The sequence below is a fragment of the Streptomyces sp. NPDC086835 genome, from assembly GCF_044745705.1.
GTDB lineage: Bacteria > Actinomycetota > Actinomycetes > Streptomycetales > Streptomycetaceae > Streptomyces.
The window spans coordinates 467,818-491,629 of record NZ_JBIVAU010000005.1 but is presented as its reverse complement, the minus strand read 5'-3'; the positions used below and the strand labels follow the sequence as shown (position 1 = coordinate 491,629).

The 23,812-nt window shown below is 74.1% G+C and carries 19 protein-coding genes and 1 pseudogene; 13 read left to right on the top strand and 7 right to left on the bottom strand.

Annotation, left to right across the window (positions count from 1 at the left end):
- Positions 1 to 423: 423 nt before the first annotated feature.
- On the bottom strand, positions 424 to 909 hold the full coding sequence (locus tag ACIPJI_RS20045; RefSeq protein ID WP_307709008.1) for a DUF456 domain-containing protein: 486 nt from the start codon (positions 907 to 909) through the stop codon (positions 424 to 426).
- A gap of 17 nt (positions 910 to 926) precedes the next feature.
- Complete coding sequence (locus ACIPJI_RS20040; RefSeq protein ID WP_402247697.1) at positions 927 to 1,919, bottom strand: helix-turn-helix domain-containing protein; 993 nt, start codon at positions 1,917 to 1,919, stop codon at positions 927 to 929.
- Between the two features lie 186 nt (positions 1,920 to 2,105).
- Here ACIPJI_RS20040 and ACIPJI_RS20035 point away from each other — a divergent pair, with 186 nt between their 5' ends.
- The 4 genes from ACIPJI_RS20035 (at position 2,106) to ACIPJI_RS20020 (ending at position 10,807) form a co-directional block, all read left to right on the top strand.
- Positions 2,106 to 5,849, top strand: a complete 3,744-nt coding sequence (locus ACIPJI_RS20035; protein ID WP_402247695.1) for a S8 family peptidase — start codon at positions 2,106 to 2,108, stop codon at positions 5,847 to 5,849.
- Between the two features lie 672 nt (positions 5,850 to 6,521).
- Complete coding sequence (locus tag ACIPJI_RS20030; protein WP_402247694.1) at positions 6,522 to 8,174, top strand: protein phosphatase 2C domain-containing protein; 1,653 nt, start codon at positions 6,522 to 6,524, stop codon at positions 8,172 to 8,174.
- Positions 8,175 to 8,310: 136 nt separating this feature from the next.
- Positions 8,311 to 10,053: a pyruvate dehydrogenase gene (locus ACIPJI_RS20025; RefSeq protein WP_402247692.1), complete on the top strand. Its 1,743-nt coding sequence runs from the start codon at positions 8,311 to 8,313 to the stop codon at positions 10,051 to 10,053.
- Between the two features lie 322 nt (positions 10,054 to 10,375).
- The gene (locus tag ACIPJI_RS20020) at positions 10,376 to 10,807 is read left to right on the top strand and encodes an ATP-binding protein (RefSeq protein ID WP_307709013.1); all 432 of its coding nucleotides are present in this window, start codon (positions 10,376 to 10,378) and stop codon (positions 10,805 to 10,807) included.
- Between the two features lie 106 nt (positions 10,808 to 10,913).
- Here ACIPJI_RS20020 and ACIPJI_RS20015 read toward each other — a convergent pair whose 3' ends face one another.
- Positions 10,914 to 11,975, bottom strand: a complete 1,062-nt coding sequence (locus ACIPJI_RS20015; RefSeq protein WP_356624869.1) for a DUF2637 domain-containing protein — start codon at positions 11,973 to 11,975, stop codon at positions 10,914 to 10,916.
- A 195-nt stretch (positions 11,976 to 12,170) separates the two neighbouring features.
- Positions 12,171 to 13,016 carry a (2Fe-2S)-binding protein gene (locus tag ACIPJI_RS20010; RefSeq protein WP_402247690.1) on the bottom strand — a complete coding sequence of 282 codons (846 nt, stop codon included), beginning with the start codon at positions 13,014 to 13,016 and terminating at the stop codon, positions 12,171 to 12,173.
- A 150-nt stretch (positions 13,017 to 13,166) separates the two neighbouring features.
- On the opposite strand from ACIPJI_RS20010, the gene ACIPJI_RS20005 reads away from it, so the two are divergent.
- The 3 genes from ACIPJI_RS20005 to ACIPJI_RS19995 all read left to right on the top strand — a co-directional run bounded on the left by ACIPJI_RS20005 (position 13,167) and on the right by ACIPJI_RS19995 (position 15,609).
- Positions 13,167 to 13,928, top strand: a complete 762-nt coding sequence (locus tag ACIPJI_RS20005; RefSeq protein WP_356624872.1) for a GntR family transcriptional regulator — start codon at positions 13,167 to 13,169, stop codon at positions 13,926 to 13,928.
- A gap of 51 nt (positions 13,929 to 13,979) precedes the next feature.
- Positions 13,980 to 15,149 carry a hypothetical protein gene (locus tag ACIPJI_RS20000; protein ID WP_402247689.1) on the top strand — a complete coding sequence of 390 codons (1,170 nt, stop codon included), beginning with the start codon at positions 13,980 to 13,982 and terminating at the stop codon, positions 15,147 to 15,149.
- 91 nt (positions 15,150 to 15,240) lie between these two features.
- Positions 15,241 to 15,609, top strand: a complete 369-nt coding sequence (locus ACIPJI_RS19995) for a hypothetical protein (RefSeq protein ID WP_307709018.1) — start codon at positions 15,241 to 15,243, stop codon at positions 15,607 to 15,609.
- Here ACIPJI_RS19995 and ACIPJI_RS19990 read toward each other — a convergent pair whose 3' ends face one another.
- From ACIPJI_RS19990 to ACIPJI_RS19980, 3 genes are all read right to left on the bottom strand, one after another.
- The gene (locus ACIPJI_RS19990) at positions 15,610 to 16,128 is read right to left on the bottom strand and encodes a protein phosphatase (protein WP_307709019.1); all 519 of its coding nucleotides are present in this window, start codon (positions 16,126 to 16,128) and stop codon (positions 15,610 to 15,612) included.
- On the bottom strand, positions 16,125 to 16,922 hold the full coding sequence (locus ACIPJI_RS19985) for a hypothetical protein (RefSeq protein WP_402247687.1): 798 nt from the start codon (positions 16,920 to 16,922) through the stop codon (positions 16,125 to 16,127). The genes ACIPJI_RS19990 and ACIPJI_RS19985 overlap by 4 nt, the downstream gene beginning before the upstream one ends.
- 116 nt (positions 16,923 to 17,038) lie before the next feature.
- Positions 17,039 to 18,307 carry a hypothetical protein gene (locus ACIPJI_RS19980; RefSeq protein WP_402247685.1) on the bottom strand — a complete coding sequence of 423 codons (1,269 nt, stop codon included), beginning with the start codon at positions 18,305 to 18,307 and terminating at the stop codon, positions 17,039 to 17,041.
- Between the two features lie 120 nt (positions 18,308 to 18,427).
- Here ACIPJI_RS19980 and ACIPJI_RS19975 point away from each other — a divergent pair, with 120 nt between their 5' ends.
- The 6 genes and pseudogenes from ACIPJI_RS19975 (at position 18,428) to ACIPJI_RS19950 (ending at position 23,533) form a co-directional block, all read left to right on the top strand.
- Positions 18,428 to 19,408, top strand: coding sequence for an ABC transporter substrate-binding protein (locus tag ACIPJI_RS19975; protein ID WP_356624877.1), 981 nt, complete (start codon positions 18,428 to 18,430; stop codon positions 19,406 to 19,408).
- Complete coding sequence (locus tag ACIPJI_RS19970; protein WP_402247683.1) at positions 19,405 to 20,376, top strand: FecCD family ABC transporter permease; 972 nt, start codon at positions 19,405 to 19,407, stop codon at positions 20,374 to 20,376. Before ACIPJI_RS19975 ends, ACIPJI_RS19970 begins: the two co-directional genes overlap by 4 nt.
- Positions 20,373 to 21,404 (top strand): iron ABC transporter permease, encoded by a 1,032-nt coding sequence (locus tag ACIPJI_RS19965; RefSeq protein WP_307709024.1) that lies wholly within the window; start codon positions 20,373 to 20,375, stop codon positions 21,402 to 21,404. Before ACIPJI_RS19970 ends, ACIPJI_RS19965 begins: the two co-directional genes overlap by 4 nt.
- Before the next feature lie 173 nt (positions 21,405 to 21,577).
- Positions 21,578 to 22,382: pseudogene (locus ACIPJI_RS19960) on the top strand (ABC transporter ATP-binding protein); the annotation flags it as partial.
- Positions 22,383 to 22,449: 67 nt separating this feature from the next.
- The gene (amiA, locus tag ACIPJI_RS19955; RefSeq protein ID WP_356624881.1) at positions 22,450 to 22,584 is read left to right on the top strand and encodes a streptamidine family RiPP; all 135 of its coding nucleotides are present in this window, start codon (positions 22,450 to 22,452) and stop codon (positions 22,582 to 22,584) included.
- A 76-nt stretch (positions 22,585 to 22,660) separates the two neighbouring features.
- Positions 22,661 to 23,533 carry a hypothetical protein gene (locus ACIPJI_RS19950; protein ID WP_402247681.1) on the top strand — a complete coding sequence of 291 codons (873 nt, stop codon included), beginning with the start codon at positions 22,661 to 22,663 and terminating at the stop codon, positions 23,531 to 23,533.
- Positions 23,534 to 23,812 lie beyond the last annotated feature (279 nt).

Below are 23,812 nucleotides of genomic sequence, written 5' to 3'. Positions count from 1 at the left end.
CCGTGGTCGCGCAGGGTTCGTGCCCTCGGCCTGCTGCGGCCGGTGGTCGCTCCATGCGGGGTGGAGGTCCGGCCCTGGGGCGGTGGCCGCTCGGGGCGGGCCGGGAACGGGGCCCTCGGCTTGGGCCGGTGTCCGTACCGGGCCGAGGGCGGGCCCTTCGGTACGGGCCGGTGTCCGTACCGGGCCGAGGGCGGGCCCTTCGGTACGGGCCGGTGTCCGTACCGGGCCGAGGGCGCGGGCCCCTCGGCTCGGGCCGATGCCCCGTACCGGGCTGTTGTGGCCTTTCGCGGCGCGAAGCTGCCGCTCCGGGGGTGTGGGGGCGTCAGCCCCCACCAAATCCTTCCCCCTCCCAGGGGGACCGGGGGCGTCAGCCCCCGTGGGGTCCGGGGCTTGCCCCGGTTTCGGGAAGGGGCGGGGTGGGGGCTAGCCGCCCGCCAGTACCGCTCCCACCCACGCCCCCACCACCAGCAGGCACCCCATGAGCTCCACCAGCACGCTCGTGCCCGCCGCGCGCATCACCGCGCGGGTCGAGGCCATCGCAGGGCCGTGGCCGCCCAGCCGGAGGCGTTCCGAGCCGTAGATGCCGCCCACGAATCCCGGCACCGCGCCGATGACGGGCAGCAGGAAGAAACCGGCCACTGCCCCCAGGCCCGCGGACGCGGCCATCCGGGGGGTGATGCCCAGGCCGCGTAGTCGGCGGCCCGGCAGCAGCCAGACGATGACCTGGATGATGAGCAGGACCGCCGTGGCGCCGACGAGCAGGAACCACGCCAGACCGGTCTGTACGTGCAGGGACCACCAGAGCATGGCGGCCCACACCAGCCACGGCCCCGGGACACCCGGGACGATCACCCCGAGGAGACCCAGCAGCATCACCCCGCCGACCATGAGGAGCTGCCATACGCCCACATGCCAAGCGTGCAGGATCAGAGGCGGTCATGCAGGTCGCGCGCCACCCAGCCCTTCGCGTAGGCGTGCCAGCCCAGCTGGAGGCGGGTGGTCACGCCCGTGAGTTCCATCAGCCCCTTGACCCGGCGCTGGACGGTCCGCAGCCCCAGGTCCAGCTGCTTGGCGACGCTCGCGTCGGTCATGCCGGCCAGGAGGAGCGAGAGGATCTCCAGGTCCGTGGTGTCCGGGCCGAAGACGTCCTCCTCGATCCCGCGCGCCCCCAGCCGCAGGGGGAGCGCCTCACGCCAGACCGCCTCGAAGAGGCCCATCAACGACTCCAGCAGTCCGCTGGCGTGGACGACGAGCGCGGCGGGCTCCGCGCCGCGGCCGGTCAGGGGCACCATCGCGAGGGTGCGGTCGGCGATGACCAGCTTCGTCGGCACCCGGTCCACCACACGGACCTGTTCGTCACGGCTCAGGGCCGCCGACAGCTCGGTGATGCCGTCGGGCTTCGTCAGCACCTCGCGTTCCACGACGACCCGGTACGCCACGCCCCTGGACGTGGCGTTCTCCTCGGCGTCGTTGTCCATGCCGCTGACGGCGATGGGGTTGCCGGTGACCAGCGCGCAGACCTCCTCCGTCGCGCCGAGCTGAAGCTGCCCGAAGCGGTGCACCACGGCACTCGCACCGGTCACCACCTCGACCAGGTCGTGGACGGCCGGCTCGTCGGACTTTGCCCGGTACTCCTCGGCGAGCAGCGCCGCCGCCAGTTCCGCCTGCTCCAGTTCGTGCCGCTGCTGCGTCAGCAGCGCGCCGAGCGCCACACCGGGCGGCGCCGCCACCCAGCGGCCGGTGCGCGCGGACGACTGCGCGGCCAGCCCCTGCTGCTCCAGCCGGCGCAGGGCCCGTTCCGTGTCCGGCTCCGGCATCGCCAGCCGGTGCGCGAGATCGGAGATCTCCGCGGCCCCGAGCGCCACCAGCGCGCGGTACGCCGACTCCTGTCTTTCGTCGAGCCCTATCGCTCCCAGCACGGAAACCCTCCCCGGACATGCGCCTGTCGGCCGCCGTGGCGGAAATCGGCCACGGCGTGAACCCGCCGCGGCCATCATCCCCGCATCGGCCGCCGCTCTGCCAATGTGGCCGCCACCGCAGCACCAACAGCCTCCGGCAACGGGGCCTTTGAGTCCTTTTGTGGCCGGATTCAGATGGGGAGAGCGATGCGCCCGATATCGCGTACGGCACTGGGGGCGGCAACAGCCGCCGTGCTGGCCGTCACGGTGATCGCACCGTCGGCGGCCGCAGGGCCGCAGGGCGAGGCGACCGAGAAGAGACCGCCGGCCGGCAGCGAAGCCGCGGCACGGCAGGGGGAGCGGCCGGTCACGGTCACGCTCGTGACCGGGGACCGCGTCCTCGTCGGCCGGGACGCCTCAGGCGCGCCGTCCGCCACCGTGCTGCCGCGTCCCGACGGCACAACGGCCACGACGCAGACCCGCCGCTCGGGTCAGGACCTCTACGTCTATCCGGAGGACGCCGTCGCCGCGCTGGCGGCCGGCACCGTCGACGAGCAGCTCTTCAACGTCACCGGGCTGGTCCGCCAGGGCTACGACGACGCGCACACCGCGGCAGTGCCGCTGATCGCCACCTACGGCGGTGACGTGGCCCGCTCCGCCCCGGCCGTCCCGCGCGGCGCGAAGCGCGGACCCGTACTGGAAGCCGTCGGCGGAGTCGCCCTCAAGGCGGACAAGAAGCAGGCGGCCGACTTCTGGGCGGACGTCACGAACACCCGGTCCCGCTCGGCCGCCGGGCTGAAGAAGCTGTGGCTGGACCGCAAGGTCGAGGCCACCCTCGACCGCTCCACGCAGCAGGTCGCGGCCGACCTGGCCTGGGCCGCCGGATACGACGGCAAGGGCACCAAGGTCGCCGTGCTCGACACCGGCGTCGACGCCGAACACCCCGACCTCAAGGGCCGGGTGACCGCCGCGGAGAACTTCACCGACTCCGACACGGCCGGCGACAACCACGGGCACGGCACCCACACGCTCTCCACCGTCGGCGGCTCCGGCGCCGCGAGCGACGGCAGGAACAAGGGCGTCGCCCCCGGCGCCGAACTGCTCAGCGGCAAGGTCCTGAACGACTACGGCAACGGCGCCGAGTCCTGGATCATCGCCGGCATGCAGTGGGCCGTCGACCAGAAGGCCGACGTCGTGTCCATGAGCCTCGGCAGTGCGCAGCCGACCGACTGCACCGACCCGATGAGCACCGCGGCCGAGGAACTCGCCCGCACCGAGGGCACGTTGTTCGTCGTCGCCGCCGGCAACGCGGGCCCGTCGCACAACACCGTCTCGTCGCCCGGCTGCGCGCCCGGCGTCCTCACGGTCGGCGCCGTCGACCGTGACGACAGCACGGCCCAGTTCTCCAGCCGGGGGCCCGCGATCGTCTCCCACACGCTGAAGCCCGAGATCGCCGCGCCCGGGGTCGCCATCTCGGCCGCGGCGGCGGGCGGCCGGGGCCCCTACGCGTACCGGTCGATGTCCGGCACCTCCATGGCCACCCCGCACGTCGCCGGCGCCGCGGCCGTCGTCAAGCAGCGCCATCCCGACTGGACCGCGCAGCAGATCAAGGCCGCGCTGGTGTCCTCCGCCGAGTCGTCCGTCCCCGGCGACGTACGCGAGACCGGCGGTGGCCGGCTCGATGTGAAGGCGGCCGTCGACACGACCGTGACCGGCGCGCCCGCCGTCCAGGGCGGCACCTTCAACCGGCCCCAGGACGACAGCGACCGGACCACCGTCCAGATCCCCTACACCAACAGCGGCGACAAGCCTGTGCGCCTCGACCTGGCCGTGCGGAAAGTGACCGGCAACGACGGCTCGCCCGTCCGCTCCGGAATCGCCAGGCTCGGTGCGCGTACGGTGACCGTCCCCGCCGGTGCGACCGTCAAGGTCCCCTTGACCCTGGACCCGTCGGCGCGGATCGAACGCGCCCAGTACGGGGACGTCACCGGCCGCGTCGTCGCCACCGGTGACGGTGTCAGCGTGTCCACGCCGTTCTCGCTGTACGTGCAGCCGGAAACGGTCAGCCTGCGCGTCAAGCTCGTCGACCGCGAGGGTGAGCCCGCAGCCGGATCGTCATCGCTGGACGTCATCGGAACCGATGACGCGACCGGCGAACGCCGCTTCAACGACGGCGCTGCCGACCAGGTCTACCGGCTCCGCCCCGGCTCGTACCTCCTCTCCTCCTTCGTCACGTCCGGCGACGGCTCCGTCAGTTACCTCGGCCGCCCCGAGATCGAACTGACGAAGGACACGACCGTCGTGCTCGACGCGCGCAAGGCGCACCGGCTGAGCATCGAGACCGACCGCAGCTCCGAGGTCCGCGTGGGAACGCTCGGCTTCGCCCGCAGCTGGGACGACACCTGGCTGCACTCCGGCACGATCAGCGGCGGCCGCGCGGTCACCGGCTTCTACGCCGACGTCCAAGGCCGTGCGAAGGACGGCGACTTCGAGTTCGCCAGCTACTGGCGCGCCTACGCCCCGCTGATCGAGGAACTCACCGTCGAGGGCGGCCCGCGACTGCGTGCCGTCGCCGCGAGCGTCGGATCGGTCAATCTCGACGGCACCGGCACCGCGGACATCGTCGACGCGGGCACCGGCACGCCCGCGGAACTCGAAGCGGCCGGCGTGAAGGGCAAGTTCGCCCTCGTGCACGTCCCCGACGGCGGCACGGGCGCCGCGACCGCTGCACGCAACGCCAAGGCGGCCGGCGCACTCGCCGTCGTCGTGCACCGCGACGCGCCCGGCATCTACCTGCCCTCCACCGGCTTCGGCACCGCCCCGCACCCGGTCATCGGCATCGAGGCCGCGGAGGCGCGACTCCTGCTCGAACGGCTGGCCGACGGCCCGGTCTCCCTGCGCTGGAAGGCCACCGCCAAGAGCCCGTACGTCTACAACCTGAGCTTCCCCGAGCGCGGCCCCGTCGCCTCCGACCGCACCTACCGGGTACGCGACACGAAGCTCGCCAGGAACGACACCACGTACCGCGCGATGGGCGTCGCCGCCGACTACCGGGACGTCGTCGCAGCGCACAGTCCCAGCGGCATCCACGCCTCCGTCTCCGGCGTCGACCTGGTGCCGGCGCCCGGCGAGCGCGCCGAGTTCTACACCCCCGGTGACACGCGGTGGGAGCACCACGTCTCCTCCAGCTTCCCCTGGGGCGAGTACATGTCCGACCCGGCCCGCGCGTACGAGCCCGGCGAACGGCGCGAGGAGAGCTGGTACGGCGGCGTCCTCGCCCCGGCCGCGCCCCTCGACGCGACGGGCGAGCAGGCCCTCGCGGCCGAGCGTCAGGGCAACCTCATCGGTGTGGCCCCCGCGTTCTGGCGCGACAGCGAACACGTGGGCGCGGCCGGGTCGTTCGGCGACATCGGCAACACCCGTCTGGTCCGCGACGGCGAGGAGGTCGGCCGGACCCCGTACCCGTTCGGTGTCTACGAGGTCCCCGCCGGCGACGCCGCCTACGAACTGACCCTGATGACGATGAAGGTCGGCTCGCCGGCCGCGGTCTGGAAGCGGTCCACCCGTCTGGAGACGACCTGGAAGTTCCGTTCGAAGCTCGACGAGAACGTGTACTCCCAGGGCATCCCGCTCCTCTTCCCGGACTACGAACTCCCCGAGGACGGCCTCAAGACCGTCGCCGCGAGCGACGGCCTGCGGATCGGCCTGAGCGCCACGGGGCACGCCGGTTACCGGCCGGGCGCGCTCACCGGCGCGAAGCTGTCGTACTCGTACGACGGCGGGCAGACCTGGACCGAGGCGGCCACCGGACGACAGGGCGACGGCGCCTGGAACGCGACCGTGGACCACGCGGGCGCAGCCGGCAAGCCGGTCACCCTGAGAACCGAACTGACGGACGCCCACGGCAATTCCGTCACCCAGCTCGTGGTCGACGCCTACGCGGTGCGCTGACGCGCAGAAGCGCCGATCACGACCGGTCCGCCGGGCGTCCTTCCCGTGGGGGGTTGGGCCGCCCGGCGGACCTTTGCCGGGTGTCTTTTCGTCAATGCCCGTTTTCTGGCCCTGAGTGCGGTCGACAATAAGGGCATGAGTGAGCAGGGGGAGAGGCCCAACAGGCCTACCACCGAGGACGACTGGTGGAGCCGGCTGTACGACGACTCCGCCCCGGACACCGGCCGTCCGACCGCGTCCGCCGATTCTCTGGACGACCGCTTCGACTCGGCATCGGGCACGGTGTCCGCCCGTCCGCACGCGTGGTGGGACCGCCCGCCGCCACCGCCCGCAGGGCGCGTGGGGGAGCGGGGCGTCCGAGGCGACGACCCCGGGACCGGCGACCTGGCGCGGGCCCCTTCGCTCCCCGCCCGCCCGGCGGGCGCTCCGCCGTCTCCCGCGACGCGCGGACCCGGCGTCGGGGACGAGTCGCAGGGTGCGGCTCCGGCGACGCGCTTACCCGCCGATCGTCCGCCTGACTCGGCACCCGCGCCCTGGGCTGAGGCCACGCGGCTGCCCGGTGACGTGCTCCCCGATGACGGTTCTGTGCGTGACGAGCCGCCAGGCGCGGCTCTCGCACCGCCCGCCCCCGCGACGGGCTCGCCCGGGGGCGCAGCCACGGACGGCGGTTCCATGCCGCCTGTCCCCGACGAGCCGCCCCGCGTGGCAACCGCGCCGCCCGCCCCGGCGACGCGACCACCCGGCCCCGGCGCAGCCGCGGCGTACACCGGATCCGGTGCCGCGCCGGCCGGTGAAGACCCGCGCCGGTCGGCCGCCGCACCGCCGGTCCAACCCCCGCCCGTGAACAGCCCGCCGTCCGGCATGGGAGGCGCCGACGCGCCGCCCCGACCGGACGGGGCGGGGCCGGCACAGTCGGCCGTGGGTGGCCGGCCGCGTGACGGTGTGACTGCGGCCGCTGCCGGGGACCGACCCGCGGGGGGCCCGCCGCCCCACGCGGGAGGCATGGGCGTCGGCGCGCTGCCGCAGCCGGACGGGCCAGGGCAGTCGGCCAGTAGTGGCAGTTCGCCGGCGGCGTCAGGTTCCGCTGCAGGGGACCGCCCCGTGGGGGGCCCGCCGCCGCGGCCGGACGGGCCAGGGCGGGCGCAGTCGGCCGCCGGGAGCGATCCGCGTGAAGGTCCGCCGGGACCGGCCGGTCCCGCGTCCGCTACCCCAGCCCCCGGCAGCCCGCCCTTCCGGGAGGGCGGAGCCCGCGACGGGGCGCCGCCACGCAGCCCGGCCCCCGGCGGGCACGACGCACCCGGGTCCCCGGCGCCGGTGCCGCGGGCGGTCGTACCCGCGCAAGCGCCGCGCGGCGGCGTCGTCGGCGACGGGCCGCCCACCTACGACCCGGAGCCGAGCGCGCTGCCCGCCGCCGAGACGGACGCCCTGGATCAGCTCGTCGCCGACACGGTGCTCGACGGCGCCAGCTACGGCACGTACACGCTGCGGGCCGCCTCCGTACGGGGCGACTCCGCGCGCTTCCGTGGTGAGCCGCGCCGCGACGCCCTGCTCACCGCCCGGTTCGGCTCCGGGCCCGCCGCGCTGGTGCTCGTCGCCGTGGCCGGTGGGATCCGTGGTTCGGACACCGCGCATCTCGCCGCCGCCGACGCCTGCCGGTGGATCGGCCGTGCCGTCGGCCGCAGTCACGCCCGGCTGGCCGAGGACATAAGGGCCGGCCGGCGCGGGGACCTCAAGTCGGGACTGCACCGGCTCACCGACCGCAGCCTCGGCAGGCTCCGCGCCCGCGCCGCCGAGCTCGGTGTGGAGCCGGAGACGTACACGGCGGGGCTGCGGTGTCTGCTGCTCTCCGCCGACCCCGCCTGCCGCACCCGCGTCTTCTTCGGCGTCGGCGGCGGGGGACTGTTCCGGCTGCGTGACGGCGTCTGGCAGGATCTCGAGCCGCCCGTCCCCGACCGGGCCGACGTCACCGGCGCACCCGTCGTCGGGTTCGGGTCCGCCGTGCCGGAGGCCACGCCCGGCGGTGACCGGCTCACCATGGACCTCGGGATCCCCACGGGTCCGGCGCCGTACATCGAGGCCCCGCCGCCCCCGGTGGCCGAGCCGTTCCGCTTCCGTGCGTCCGTGGCCCGCCCGGGTGACACGCTGCTGCTCTGCAGCCCGGGCCTCGCGGCCCCGGTGCGCGGCGAGGCGGCGCTCGCGAAGGAGCTCGCCGAGCGCTGGCACGGCACAAAGCCGCCCGGGATGGCGCAGTTCCTCGCCGATACACAGCTCAGGGTGAAGGGCTACGCCGACGACCGGACGGCCGTCGCGGTGTGGGAGGCATGACCGCGCAGGCGTAACCGCACGGGCGCGACCGGCCCGGCCATGGGTTGATGGAGCGACGGGCCTCGACGTACGGGAGAGGCCCGGGCGGACGTCCCGCGGACGTCCAGGACCTCCACCGAGAAAGGGCGCGCACCCCATGGCCAGGAAGAACGTGGCGGAGCAGTTCGTCGACATCCTCGTCCGCGCCGGAGTCCAGCGGCTCTACGGCGTCGTCGGCGACAGCCTCAACCCCGTCGTCGACGCCGTCCGCCGCACCGCGGGCATCGACTGGGTCCAGGTCAGGCACGAGGAGGTCGCGGCGTTCGCGGCCGGCGCGGAGGCCCAGATCACCGGAAAGCTGGCCGCCTGTGCCGGCTCCTGCGGGCCCGGCAACCTGCACCTCATCAACGGCCTGTACGACGCGCACCGCTCCATGGCGCCCGTCCTCGCTCTCGCCTCGCACATCCCCTCCAGCGAGATCGGCCTCGGCTACTTCCAGGAGACCCATCCCGACCAGCTGTTCCGCGAGTGCAGCCACTACAGCGAGCTGATCTCCAGCCCCCAGCAGATGCCCCGGCTGCTCCAGACGGCGATCCAGCACGCCGTCGGCCGCGGCGGGGTGAGCGTGGTGTCGCTGCCGGGCGACATCGCGGACCGTCCGGCGCCCGAGAAGTCGATCGAGCACGCCCTGGTCACGACCCGCCCCACCGCCCGCCCCGGCGACGCGGAGATCGACAAGCTGGCGCGGATGATCGACGACGCCGAGCGCGTCACGCTCTTCTGCGGCAGCGGCACGGCCGGCGCGCATGCCGAGGTCATGCAGTTCGCGGAGCGCATCAAGTCGCCCGTCGGTCATGCGCTCCGCGGCAAGGAGTGGATCCAGTACGACAATCCCTACGACGTGGGCATGAGCGGCCTGCTCGGCTACGGCGCCGCCTACGAGGCCACCCACGAGTGCGATCTGCTCCTCCTGCTCGGCACGGACTTCCCCTACAACGCCTTCCTCCCGGACGACGTCAAGATCGCACAGGTCGACGTCAGACCGGAGCATCTCGGCCGTCGTTCCAAGCTGGACCTCGCCGTGTGGGGCGACGTGCGCGAGACCCTGCGCTGTCTCACCCCGAAGGTGCGGGCCAAGACGAACCGCCGGTTCCTGGACAAAATGCTGAAGAAGCACGCCGACGCCCTGGAGGGGGTGGTCAAGGCCTACACCCGCAAGGTCGACAAGCACGTCCCCGTCCATCCCGAGTACGTCGCCGCCGTCCTCGACGAACTGGCCGACGACGACGCCGTGTTCACCGTGGACACCGGCATGTGCAACGTATGGGCCGCCCGTTACATCTCACCCAACGGCCGCCGCCGCATCATCGGTTCTTTCAGCCACGGCTCGATGGCGAACGCCTTGCCGCAGGCCATCGGCGCCCAGTTCGTCGACCGTGACCGGCAGGTCGTCTCCATGTCGGGCGACGGCGGGTTCACCATGCTGATGGGCGACTTCCTCACCCTGGTCCAGTACGACCTGCCGGTGAAGATCGTGCTGTTCAACAACTCCTCGCTGTCGATGGTGGAGTTGGAGATGCTGGTCGCGGGCCTGCCCTCCTTCGGCACGGCCTACCGCAACCCGGACTTCGCGGCGGTCTCCCGCGCCGCCGGGGCCTACGGGGTACGGGTGGAGAAGCCCAAGCAGCTCGCGGGTGCGCTCAAGGACGCCTTCAAGCACAAGGGCCCGGCGCTGGTCGACATCGTCACCGACCCCAACGCCCTGTCCATTCCGCCGAAGATCAGCGCCGAGATGGTGACCGGTTTCGCGCTTTCGGCCAGCAAGATCGTGCTGGACGGCGGGGTGGGCCGGATGGTGCAGATGGCCCGCTCGAACCTGCGGAACGTGCCGAGACCCTGACCACGCAAGGCCGCCGATGGCGGGCGAGCCAGGGACAAGCGCCCGTCCAGCGCCGCCGGTCGCCGGGACGAGAACCGGTGGAGCGCGCGTATCCGGCCATCGGCATGTGGTCGTCCGCGGAGGGCCCGGCGGGCGCGCGTCCGTGCCGCTCACCGGGCAGGTGAACGCCTCGGGGCGACCCGCCCGTGCCGCGGTACGCGGCCCCACACCTCGGCGTGCGGCCCGGGAACTGACGAAATCGGCATGAGTGGTGTCCCCAGGGCGGGGCATGCATCCGGTGACGCTACGAAGCCATAGTTCGTTCCGATGTGGGTGGGGGAAGATGACTGGACGTCACGGGGGCGCGGTCCGGGGCCGGCTGCATCGCAGACTCGGCAACGGCGATCTCACGGCCGTGCCCGAAGTGCGGCACGCGTTACGCGACCTGCTGGGCAAGTGGCCGGAGCGGGCGGAGGACGGCACGGCGGACGCGGCAGACGTGGCCGAGCTGCTCGCCAGCGAGCTGGTGACCAACGCATTGATACACACCGACCAGGGAGCGGTGGTGACGGCCACCGTCGAGGACTCGCGACTCCATGTGGAGGTCCAGGACTTCATGGCAGGACTGCCCGTACGGGACGTACCGACCGCCGACCTCGGTACGGGCGGCAGGGGGCTGGTCCTGGTGGAGCGCCTGGCCGACGCGTGGGGCGTGCGCACGGCCCAAGGAGTGGGCAAGGTGATCTGGTTCGAGCTGCACGCGGGGGCGGCCTGACCAGCGGCCCCTGGACCAGAGGCCGCTGACCGGCGGCTTCCCGTTGCAGACCCTGACCGTACGCCTGGCCAGGTCCGGCGCGGCCGCTCCGGCGGCCGGCTCCGCGTCAGCCGAACTGCTGCTCCAGATCCTTGAGTTTGCGTTCCAGGGAGTCGAGACGTGGCAGGGCCTGGGTGTCGTCCTCGGCGGTGAGGTCGACCGTGACCGGTTCCGGTTTGAAGGCCTGGAGCGACGGCCGGGCGCGCACGGGCAGTTGTCCGGGCTCCGCTATGACAGGCTCCACGACGGACGAGGACGAGTTCCCCGGCTGCTGGGAGCCGCCCGTGGCCGGTCCGAGGGCGGGCAGTTGCGTCCCTCGGACCGCACGGCCCAGCCCCCAGCTGCGGTGCTGCCGGTTGAGGGCCCGGATCTGGGCACGCTCCAGCTTCTCCCGGTCGCGTCGGCGCATCCGGTTCTGCTGCTTCTGCCGCCGGTCCTCGCGCACCTCGTCGACCGCCTCGTCCAGGGTCCGTACGCCCTCGAGGAGCATCAGCGACCAGGCCGCGAAGGTCTCCCTGGGCGCCCGCAGCCACCGTACGATCCGGATCTGCGGCAGCGGCCGGGGCACCAGCCCCTGCTCGCGCAGTGCCGCGCGGCGGGTCTGCTTCAACGCCCGGTCGAACAGGACCGCGGCGGACAGCGACATGCCCGCGAAGAACTGCGGTGCGCCCGCGTGGTCGAGTCCCCTGGGCGCGTGCACCCAGTTGAACCAGGCCGCCGCGCCCGCGAACGTCCACACCAGGAGCCGGGAGCCGAGGGCGGCGTCACCATGGCTGGCCTCCCGCACGGCGAGGACGGAGCAGAACATGGCCGCCCCGTCGAGGCCGAACGGCACCAGGTACTCCCAGCCGCCGGTCAGGTTCAGGTTCTGCCGGCCGAAGCCCACCAGGCCGTGGAAGGAGAGTGCCGCCGCGACGGCGGCGCAGCAGAACAGGAGTACGTAGGAGGCGGTTCCGTAGACGGCCTCCTTGCGCCTGCGGCGCTCCTCGCTGCGCTCCCACGAGTCATCGGCCGCGGCCTTGTCACCGGCGCGCTTGCCGCGCGCGAGCACCGCCACCGCCGCCAGGACTCCCAGGATCATCACGGCGCCCGGAAGCAGCCAGTCCAGCGATATGTCGGTCAGTCTCATGTGCGGTGTCCCTTGCATCGCGGTAGGGCGTTTCGGCCGCCATATTGCCGAACGCGGGGGACACCCAGGGGCTTTCCGAGCAAGAGAACGCCAACGGGGCCGTCACGTACGCGAATAGGTGCGATCTGCTCGAACTGGCGCGTGAACAACGGGAGTTGCGTTCGAATTCATGCCACTCGAAAAGGTGGCGTGGAATCACGCGGTCTGTTGAAGGCGGGCGACCCGGTCGGCGTCGCAGGTCCGCGGGCAGGTGACACAGGTGTCCTCCGGCCGCAGCGTGTAGAACAGGCAGCAGCTGGCCCTGTCGCGGGTCGGCAGCGCTTCGCCGTTCGGACCCGTCAGCTCACGGAACCCGGCGGTGCCCACGTACGGCTTGGTCGTGCCCGGCAGCAGCTGCTCGAGCTCCGCCACCGCGCGCTGCTCCTCGCCGAGGAGGTGGGCGACGTACCACAGGCCCTCGACGATCTCGTCGGTCGCCATCCCCCACAGGGCCCGCTTGCCGCGGCGCATCCGGGCTCCGAAGCCGTCGAGGACCGGCCCGATGTGCTCGGCGACGGCCGCGCGGACCTCCTCGCGCAGCGCCTCCTCGTCCGGTACGACGCGGGCGCCGGGCAGCTGTGCGGCGGGGTCGTCCGGCAGGCAGGCGAACTCCCGGATCCGTACCGTCATGTGACCCAGCGCACGCTGGAAGGCGACGTCCTCGACCGGGACCCGCGGCACCCGTCGCACCAGGAACCAGGGGACGGTGACCAGGAGGCAGGCGGGCCAGGCGTAGCGGTGCAGACCGAAGCTGGCGACGACGTCGGGACGGGCCTGCTGTCCGTAGTCCCGGAGCACCTGGGCGTTGTCCCAGGCGAGGAAGGCGTCGAGCGGAGCGCCGCCGGCCGCCAGGTCGGCCGCCCGGACCCAGCCGGCGCCGTCGGGCGCTCGTCCCTCGTCCGTCAGCTCCTTCACGCGCAGCCCGGGAAAGACCTCGGCGAGACGCGCGTAAGCGTCCGTCACGGGGGAGGTGAGGCCGGGCATCAGTGCAGGAACGGTCATGCTGGGGACCACCGAATCGCGATCGTTAGCAGGTAAGCCTTACCTTACCCGATGATCTCGATGTTTGAACTGCGGCCCCGGCCGCCTATCGTGCATTCAGGGCCCCGCATCCGCGAGCCGGGCCGGGCGGACTGCCGGAGGAGGACCCGAGTGGAGCAGGCCAGAGCGCGTGACCTCGCCGTTCCGCAGTCGTACGCCTCCGTCCGCGTGCCCGCGCAGGGCGGCCCGGGGGCCGCCCAGGAGCAGGTCCGCGGCGAGCACACCCACAGCGAGCCCCCGGCTCCCCGTCCCGTGCAGCGTCACTCGGTGCGCGGTCAGATCCTCGACGCCCTGCGTACGGCCCTGGTCGACGGCGACCTCGTCCCCGGCGAGGTCTACTCGGCGCCGGTCCTCGGCGAGCGCTACGGCGTGTCGGCGACTCCGGTCCGCGAGGCGATGCAGCAGCTGGTCATGGAGGGCGCCGTCGAGGTGGTGCCGAACCGCGGCTTCCGCGTCGCCCGGCGCACCGCACGCGAACTGGCCGAGCTGGCGGAGGTCCGCGCGCTGATCGAGGTCCCGGTGATGCTGCGGCTGGCCCGCACGGTCCCGGCCGACCGCTGGATCGCGCTGCGCCCGCTGGCGGAGGCGACGGCCGCCGCGGCCGCGACCGGCGACCGGGCGAGCTACGCGGAGACGGACCGCGCCTTCCACCGGGCGGTCCTCGCGCTCGCGGGCAACGAGCAACTGCTGACGGTGGCGGACGATCTCCACCGGCGTTCCCAGTGGCCGCTCAGCGGCGCGCCCACCACCCGCCGCGCGGACCTGGTCGCGGACGCGGCGGAACACACGGCGTTGCTGGACGCGCTGGCGGCCCAGGACCTCACGGTGGTCCAGGCGCTGGTGCGGGAGCACTTCGCGGGCTCGGACATCTGAGCGCGCCCCGGGACCCGAGGGGACGACGACGTGCGCGGCACGGTGTGGGCGGTGGCGAACCAGCTGGGCGTCGTGGCGGGCACCCCCGCCGAACTGCTGTCCGCGCTGCTGGCGGGTCCGCCCCGCACGGTGCGGCTCGGCGGCGCGGGACACGATCCCGCCGAGGTGGCGGAACTGGCCGACGTGCTGCGGGAGTTCGGTCACGTACGGGTGATCGTGGAAGCTCCTGACGATCAGGCCCCCGTCAGGAAGCCCGGCGACGACGGACCCGTGGACACGGCCGACGCGGCAGCGGTCTGCGCGGCCGACCCCGTACAGGTGACCGCCGCCTACGAGTCGGCCGATGACGAGTGCGGCGGCCTGCGCGGTGCCTGGCTGCGGGCCGGTCAGTCACTGATCCGCGACCAGGACCCGGCCCTGCGCGCCCTGGTGCTGCAGACCGCTCTGCCGGCGGACGCGGAGCCGCGGGTACGGCAGGCACTGGCCCGGTCCGCCGCGGCCGCGCCCTGGCAGGTGGAGTGGGTCCGGCCCTGCAAGGTCGCCGCCCTGGCCGTCCTGCCGGGCGGCGCGCTGGTCGTGGCCGATCCGGGCGGTGGGGTGCGCGTCCTTCCCGACGGTGTCCGACAGCAGTCGACGGCCACCCGGGTCAAGGCCGCCGCCGTGCTGGGGGAGGACACGGTCCTGCTCCTGGACGAACGCGGCCGGCTCCACCGGCACGGCGGCGCCGGGACCGCGCTGACGAAGGCAGTCGCCGCAACCCTCGCCCGTCACCCGGGCACGGCCCTCGCGGCGGCGGCGGACATCGTGCTGGTCGGCGACCGGATGGGCTCGGTGCACGCCTTCGGCTCGGACGGCCTCCACCAGGCGGCCCTGCACTCCGGCCGTGTCACCGCTCTTGCCGCCACCGCGGCACCGTCCCTCGCCGTACGGACCGGGGGCGCGGACGGAGCGGTCCGCGCCTGGTCGCCCGCGGGCGGCGGGCACGGCTCGACCGTGTCACAGCGGCCTTCGCCCGTCGTCGCCCTGCACACGGGACCGACGACCGACGGGCAGGCCCTCGCGGTCGCCTGGGCGGACGGCCTGGCGGAACTGCACCGCCCGGGGAGGCGCGACGTGCTCACCTTCCGCCCGGGTCCGGCGATCCGGGCCGTCGCCGTCACACCCGACGGAGCCCTGTGCGTCGGCACGGAAGAGACCCTGGTCCGTCTCCGGCCCCGCTGACGCGGCCGAACGGGCACCCGCCTCCCCAACAGGGCCCCGGCCGGGCTGCATTAGGGTGTCCGTTCGAGTTGTCCGACAGGTGGGGGCCGACATGACCGCGGAATCTCCGGAGGTGCCGGAGTCGTCCATATCCGACGAGGAGTGGGCGAGATTCCAGCTCGAGAGCGAGGGGCCCGCGCGGCTGGCCGCGCCCAAAGAACCGTCCGCCAGGGCGCGGATGGTCACCGAACGGCTGCGGCGCGCCGACGAAGAGGCCGCCCGGCGACAGGGCCGGCTGCGGCGCTGGGCGCGCCGGGGGAAGCCGGTGGAGGCCAGGCCGGACGGGTGGCGGGAGTGGCCCGGCAGGCCGCAGACGGCGAAGCCGCGCCGCAGGGCGCGCGGATTCGTCTGGGCGGGCGTCGTGGTCGTCCTCGTGCTGCTCGCCATGAATCCGCAGCGGGTCCTCGCCTGGATGACGTGATCAACTCGCGGGCGGTGGCTCCAGTCCGGACAGCAGTGAGGCGATGTCCAGCCCGGTGAGCAGGTACTGCTCGAACGCCGCGTTGTGCAGCGCCCACGGCGAACGCCGCAGCCTGACCCGGTCGATGGCGCCCTCCGCGTCATGCCCCAGTTCGATGAGGGTCTGGGCGGCCACCAGGCCGGCGCGGTTGTAGCCGGAGTAGCAGCGCACCAGCACCCGGCGTCCCGCCCGGACGGCGTCGGCGGCCGTCAGCGCCACCCGGCGCACGCGGTCGATCTCGTCGGCGGTCAGCCAGTCGTCGGGGATGGGGACGACATGATGCTCCACGCCCTCGGCGGGACCGTGGCCCTCGCGGGTGTAGAGGCTGATCACCACATCGAACTCGTCGGCGACCACGACGTCCTGGTGCCGGCCGGCGGTGCCCGCCCAGACGTGACCGCCGACCCACAGGCCGGTCGTGATCTCGTCCCACCGGCTGCGCGGCTCGGGGACGTCGCCTTCCCTGCGGCGGGTCCTCACTGGCCCGCAGGCTCGTGCTCGGCCACGGACGGCTGCGGAGGCACCACGGGCGACAACTGCGCGCCCAGCCACACCGGCACGCCGCCCAGCAGCCGGAACAGCCTGCGCGCCTCGGAACGCAGGCGGCTCGCCTCCGGCTCCGGCTCGCAGTCCGCGAGCCCGGCGAGCGCGGGCGCGGTGCCGATCAGATAACCGAGGTCCTCCCGGATGCGCAGGCACTCGGAGAAGCCGTGTCTCGCCTGCACCAACTCGCCCTCCCGGAGGGCGAGTCCGGCCTGCTGCTGCCAGGTGAACGACAGCAGCAGCGGGTCGTTCTGCGCCTTCGCGCCGGCGTGGGCCCGCTGGTAGGCGGCGAGTGCCGCCTGCGGCGCGTCCGCGATGTGCTCGGACACCAGGCCGCGCCGGAAGTCGAGCAGCGGGCGTCTCGGCGAGGCGGGGGAGAGCAGCGCGGTCGCCCTGCCGAGCGCGGAGCGGGCCTCGTCGGCCCGGTCCCGTACGCCGAGGCGGGTCGCCGCGTAGGCCAGCCGGCCGCGCTCGCTCGCGGCACCGCCGCGTTCCTCGTCGTCGCGGGCGACGGCTTCCGCCGTGCGCAGCGCGTCCTCCGCCTCCGCCCAGCCCTCGCATGTGAACAGGCAGCGCTCGACGAGCAGTCCGGCCCGCTCCAACGCCGCCGCGGGGTCCGCGGCACGGGGCGCGAGCAGCGCCGCCGCATCGGTCCAACAGCCGCGCGAACGCAGCCGCCATACCGCGGTCTGGAGGGGATCGTCACCTGCTGTGGTTCCGGAACCAGACATGGCGGTATGCGCCACTTGCCCTCCCCGAGCACGCCATCGAGCTGTTGAGTCAGACGGCATCTCAGCACGGATCCGCACGCCTGGCCAAGGGTTCAGGTGAATCAATTCACAATCTTTCAGCGGCCGACCGGGTCGCCATGGGCGCCGTCGCCGGGGGAGACCAGGGCGAGATGGCCCCCGTCGTTGAGCGGTGTGGGCACCTTCAGGGTCGTCACCAGGGGGGATGCGCCAGGGGCCGCGTCGGCGTCAACCAAGTGGATCTCTCCATGACCCCCACGGGTGACGGCGACGAGCGATGATCCGGGTGACGCGGCGATCGCACGGCGCTGCACACCGTCCCACGGCGTGCCGCCGGGCCGGGGTGCGCCGTCCATCGTGGGCAGCGGCAGCCGGGCGGCGACGGCGGGGGAGTCCGAGTCCGTCGCGACGAGGACGAGTTCGTCGCCGTCGGGGTGCACCCGGGCGAACGCGGCGCGGCGCGCGGAAACGGCGAGACGGAAGACCAGCCCAGGGCCGAGCGGAAGGCGCCCGGTGGTGCCGTGCTCCAGCGAGTGCCACCAGGCGTCGTTGGTCCACTCCGGCCAGCGGCCCGGGTCGGCGGGTCCGCCCCGTACGCATGACCAGAGCGTCCGGCGCGCCGGATCGAGACGCAGGTAGTAGCCCCGCCCTTCGCCGGCCCAAGGCAGCGGCTCCTCCGCCACCAGGGCGCCGCCGTCGCGGCGGGCGCGCCGGACCCCGGAGCCGGTGGCCGCGAACAGCCGCCCTGAGAGGGGGTCGTGGGCGTCGCCGTGCCCGTCGTCGTCGGCGAGCGGCAGTTCGGCCGCGGGCACGGCGGGCGGGCACGCCGGTGCGGCGCTCATCAGGTCGGCGTGCCGATAGGCGGTGAGTGAGCCCGGCTCGCGGTGGCGCAGGACGACGAGCGCGTCCTTCGCGGCGGTGCCGCCGAGGACGGTGACGCCGGGCTCGCCCGCACGGGTGCGGACCCGCACCGAACGCGGTCCCCCCGGTGCACCGAGGTCCACCGCTGTCAGCAGGTCGCTCCACGCCTCCCAGTTGCGGCCGAGTCCGGTGGTGACGGCGAGCAGCCGCCCGGTCGGATCGGCGGCGATGTGCTCGGCGGGGACGGCCACCGGGACGGTCGCCGCCGTCAGCGGCCTGCCCGCCTCCGGGCCGTACGGGTCGAGGACGACGAGCTCGCCCGCGAGGTCGTCCACGAACGCGGTCCGGCCGCCGGGCAGCGCGAGGAAACCGGCGTGCTCGGCGAGGTGGCGCCCTTCGACACGGCCGGTCTCCCGTCCGTCCGGGAGGCTCAACACGTATATCGCGCCCGCGACCTGGTCGGCGACGAGCAGGCGCGGAGAGGTGGGGGCAGGGCTCACGGACACGGCGGTCTCCAGGGGGCGGCGGTCGCGGAGGGCCGCGGTCGGACGGTGTTGTTGGCAATGATTATCATGTAGAAATGATGCCGAGTCACCCACCCGGCCGACCGAGACGAAAGAGATGCGATGCCGCGCAGAGCGATGAGGACCGTCCGCCGATGGGCAGCCGCCGCTGTCCTGGGAACCCTGCTGGCCGGCTGCGGGGCACCCGTCGGAGAGGCCGGGGACAAGCCGGACAGCACCGGGCCGGCGGTCGACGTACGCGCCGAACCCATCACCCCGGCACGGAAGATCACCGACGCCGCGGGTGTCACCGTCACGACACCCGCCCCGCCCGAGCGGGTCGTCTGCCTCGTGGCCCTCTGCGACGACATGCTCGCCGAGCTCGGCATGCAGCCCGTGGCCACCAACTCACAGCTGCTCGCCCGGAAGGAGTTCCTCGGCGAGAAGAAGGCCGCAGGGATCCCCGTCGTACCCGGCGGATTCATCAGCCCCGAGGCGGAGGCGATCCTGTCGCACGAGCCGGACCTCGTCATCGGTCTCGAGGACACCCACGGCAAACTGGCCCCCGCGCTGAAGGGCGCCACCGTCTTCTGGCCCGTGCAGCCCCGCGCCTGGGAGGACAGCGTCGGGTACCTGCGCGACCTGGCCGCTCTGACCGGGCGTACGGAGCAGGGCGAGAAGGCCGAACTCGCCTTCCGGCAGAAGCTCGCGGACGCGCGGACCGCGAAGAGCGAGCGCACCTCGCTGATCATCTTCGGGAGCGACGAGAACTTCGGCGTCGCCACCCCCGGCACCGACGTCGCCGCCGGACTGTTCCCCGGCATCTCCCACTACCCGTGGAAGAGCCGTGGCATCGAAGGCTCCTACAGCATGGAGGAGATCCTGGCGCGCGACGTCGACGTCCTCTTCGTCGAGACGCTCTCCTTCGGCGGACCGTCAGAGGGCAAGCTGTCCGACCGGCTCGCCAAGAACCCGCTCTGGTCGCAGATCCCCGCCGTCAAGAACGGCGAGGTGTACGAGGTCGATCCCGAGGTGTGGGCCAAGGGGCGCGGCACCCGGTCCCTGAGCATCGTCCTCGACGAGGCCACGGCCAAGCTGCGGTGAAGCGCCGGATCGCCGCCGCCGGCGGACTGCTGACGGCGGCGGTGCTGTGCGCGCTGTCCCTCGGCACGCCGTACGTACCGCCGCTCGAACTGCCCGCCGCCCTCGGCGGCGACGGGCTCGCCGGCCTCGTCGTCACCGAACTGCGGGTGCCCCGGCTCGTCCTGGCGCTCGTCGCCGGAGCCTGCCTGGGCGCTGCCGGCCTGGTCCTCCAGGAGGCGCTGCGCAATCCGCTCGCCGTGCCCGAGATGCTCGGCGTCTCCTCCGGCGCGGCGCTGGGCGTCGCCGCGCCCCTCGTCCTCGCCCTCTCGGTGCCGCTGGCCGTACAGCCGCTGCTCGCCGTCGGCGGAGCCGCGGTCGGGGGCGTACTCACCCTGTTCGCCGCCGGATTCGGGCGCAGCCCCTCGGCCGTCCTGCTCACCGGCGCCGCGGTCGCCGCGGCGCTGCAGGCGGCACTGCTGGTCCTGATGGTGCTGGCCGACCAGCTCGACCTCCAGCTCATCTACCGCTATCTGCTGGGCAGTCTGTCCGCGCGCACCTGGCAGGACGTCACCGGGCTCTGGCCGTGGCTCGCCGCCGCCGTGCCCGCTCTGGTGCTGTGCGCGCCGGTGCTGTCCGTGCTGCGGCTCGGCGACGACGACGCCCTGGCGCTCGGCGTCAGGGTGCGGCGGGCCAGGTTCGCCGCCCTCGCCATCGCCGTCGTGCTGATCGCGCCGGTCGTCGCCGTCTGCGGGCCCGTCGCCTGGGTCGGCTTCCTCGCACCCCACCTGGCCCGGCGGCTCGACCCGCGGGGCGACGCGGTGCGCTGGCTGCCCTGGTCGGCGGTGTGCGGCGCCCTGGTCGTCGCCTGCGCGGACCTCCCCGCACGGCTCGCGCTGGCACCCGTCGAGACACCCGTGGGCGCCTGGACGGCGCTCCTCGGCGTGCCGGCCGGGGTCGCCCTCATGAAGAGAAGGGCGGCCCTGACATGAGCGCACTCGCACCCCTCACCGCACGGCGGTGGCCGCTCGTCCTGGCCTCCCTGCTCGTCGTCGCCGTGGGCTGCGCCGACCTGGTGGCCGGGCGGTCGCTGGACGCCAGGGACGTGTGGCAGGTGCTCGGCGGCGACGGTGACCCGGCGGCACGTCACATCGTGCTCCGGCTCCGGCTGCCCAGGACCCTTGTGGCGCTGGTCGCGGGCGCCAGCCTCGGACTCGCGGGCATGGTCCTGCAGTCCGCCCTGCGCAACCCGCTCGCCGGCCCGGAGGTCACCGGCGTCACCCCCGGCGCGGTGCTCGGCGCCGTGACCGCGACGGGCCTCGGGCTCGCGGGGTGGCGCTCACCGGCGGCCGTGGTCGTCGCGGCCTGCATCGGCGGATTCGCGGGCGCCGGGCTGCTGTGGCTGCTGACCGGCCGCGAGAAGTCCGACCCGGCGCGGACGGCCGTCCACGGAGTCCTCGTCTCGGCGGTCCTCAGCGGGCTCACGGCGATGGTCCTGCTCGTCGCTCCCGGGGAACTCGGCAGCGTCGTCCAGTGGCTGGTGGGCTCCACCGAGGGCCGCGTGTGGGAGCACTGGGTCCTGCTGTGGCCGTGGGCGTCGGCGTGGGCGATCGCCGCCTGGATCATGGCCGGGCCGCTGACACTGCTGCGCTGCGGCGACGAACAGGCCGCCGCGGCGGGCCTGGCCACCGGCCGGGCCCGCGCGACGGCACTCGGCTGCGCCGTCGCACTCACCGCGGGCGCGGTCTCCGCCGTCGGCGCGCTCGGCTTCGTCGGACTCCTCGTCCCCCACCTGGCGTTCGCCGTCTTCGGCGCGGACCTGCGCCGCGCCCTGCCCGGCGCGGCGCTGCTGGGCGCGGCGGTCGTGACGGGAGCCGACGCGGGCGCCCAATGGCTGTCGCGCGCGCTGGCCGGGGCGCTGGACATGGACCGGCTGTCCGTACCGACGGGCGCGCTGACGACATGCGTCGGGGCCGCCCTCCTGCTGGCGGTCGCACGGCGCTCGGCGGGCCCCGAGTGACGCCGCACCCGCGGTCGCCCCGCCGCCCCACCCGCCGCACCGCGCAGGCGGTGCGGCAGCAAGAACCCGGCGGCCCGGGCCGCCCCGTCACGGAGGACCCCATGACCACGGTCACCCGCCAGGACGCCGACGCCGGAGCGCGGCAGGCGGAGCAGCAAGGGACGTTGCACATCGAGGGAGTGCGCTTCGGATACGGCCGGCGGGAGGTGCTGAGCGGCGTCGATCTCGACATCGGGACCGGCGAGAGCGTCGCCCTGGTCGGACTCAACGGCTGTGGCAAGAGCACCCTGCTGCGCCTGTGCGCGGGGCTGCTCACACCCGCGGCCGGCCGGGTGCGGCTCGGCGGCGACGACCTCGCCCGGCTGTCGCGCAGGTCCACGGCGCGCCGGGTCGCCCTGCTGCACCAGTCCGCCCCGGCCGTACCCGGCATGACGGTACGTCAACTCGTCCGTCAGGGCCGCTACGCGGACCGGGGCCCGCTGGGCATGCTCAGGGACGGTGACGACGCCGTCTGCGCACGGGCCATGGCCGACGTGGGGGTCGGCGAGTGGGCGGACCGGCCCGTCGATTCCCTGTCGGGCGGCGAGCGGCAGCGCGTACGGCTCGCGATGGCCCTCGCACAGGACACCCGTGTGCTGCTCCTCGACGAGCCCACGACCTACCTGGACCTGCGCCACCAGCTCGAGGTCATGCAGACGGTCGTCCGGCTCCGGGAGGAGCGCGGACTGACCGTCGTGATGGTGCTGCACGACCTCGGGCACGCGGCGCGGTTCGCCGAGCGGATCGTGGCCCTGCGGGCGGGCGCCGTGGCCGCCGACGGCCCGCCCGCCGAGGTCGTCACGCCCGCTCTGCTCGCCGAAGTCCTCGGTGTGGCAGGGCGCGTGGGGCGCGATCCGGAGGGCGGCTGGCCCGTGTGTTACCCGGATCACCCACTTCCTCTCGGTGAACCCCTTGCAAAATGAAAATCATATTCATTAGTGTCCTGGGTGTCGCCGCCGCACAGCCCGGGCGGCGCAGCCAGGAACCGACGAATGGAGAGCAACTCATGGAGCAGCACAAGGTCTTCAGCCCGATCGCCGAGCAGGGCCAGCTCGCCCACCTGTCCGCCACCCACTCCAACGCCCTCGTCGAGAACCCCTTCGAGGACAGCGCCGCCGTCGAGACCGACAGCGACAAGTAACCCCGCCATCGGGCCCGCCCGGAACACCGTTCCGGGCGGGCCCGACCCGCACCCGCCTCGAACCCCAGGAGAACCCGTGGCCACCGCGCGACTCGCCCCCGGCGTCGCCCTCGTCACCGTCCCCGGCCAGGGCCTCGCCGTCCGGACGCCCGACGGTGAGTTCCTCCGCGTCGACACCGGCACGACGGCACCGGACGCGGTCGTCGCACACCTGACCCGCGGTCACGGCCGCCCAGCCGCCACCGGATCCGACCCCTCGGCCCACGGCCCGGCCGCCACCGGATCCGGTTCCTCGGCCGCCGGCTCTTACGACGGTGAACTCGAGGCCTTGGTCGGCGCGTTCGGCGACGCGGGCTTTCTCGCCCCCGAGGAGGACGGCGTCCGCGGGCCGCTCGCCGGACGCACTGTCGTCGTCCTCGGTGACGACGTGCTGACTGAACCGCTGACCCGGTTCGTACAGGCAGAGGGCGGCGAAGTGCGCCATGCGACGCGGCTCACGGACCAGTCCGAGGAGACGCCACCGGACGCTGTCGTCTGGTGTCTCGACTCGCCCGCGCCGCACGGGCTGTGGGACGACGCGGACCGGCTGCCGGCCCGCGGGGTCGGCTGGCTGCGCTGCCACCGCGAAGGTGCGACGGCCTGGCTCGAACCGCTCGCGGCCGCCCCGGGGGACGTCACCTCGGCCGACGTACGGCTCCGACGGCTCGCCGCGACGCCCGCCCACCGCGAACTCGCCGCCTACTGGGCCGGATCGTGCACCGACGACACCGGGCCGGCCCACACCGCGGCCTCCGCCGCCCTTACGGCCTGCCTGCTGACCGCCGACCTGATCGCGTGGGCGGCGGGCCGGGGCGGCTCCCGCCGACTGCGCCGCGTCGACCTGCGCGACCTCACCGTCGACGAGCACACCGTGCTGCCGGTCCCCGCCGTCGCACCGCTGACGCGATGACGGCCGGATCCACGCACGGAGGCCCGGCCGCCGACGGGTCGCGACCCGCGCCTGCGCGGGAGCACACGGCGGCAGCAGGGTCGTGCCCCGCGCCTGTGCCGGCGCGCACGGTCGCCTCCGGGGCGCGGCCCGCTCCCGTGCCGGAAACGGCTGACGTGCCGGAAACGGTGCCCGTCTCGGGCGGCGCCGCAGCCGGCTCGCGCTCCGAGCCCGTGCCGGCGCACACGGTCGCCTCCGGGGCGCGGCCCGCGCCTGTGCCGGAGCACCCGGCCGCACCAG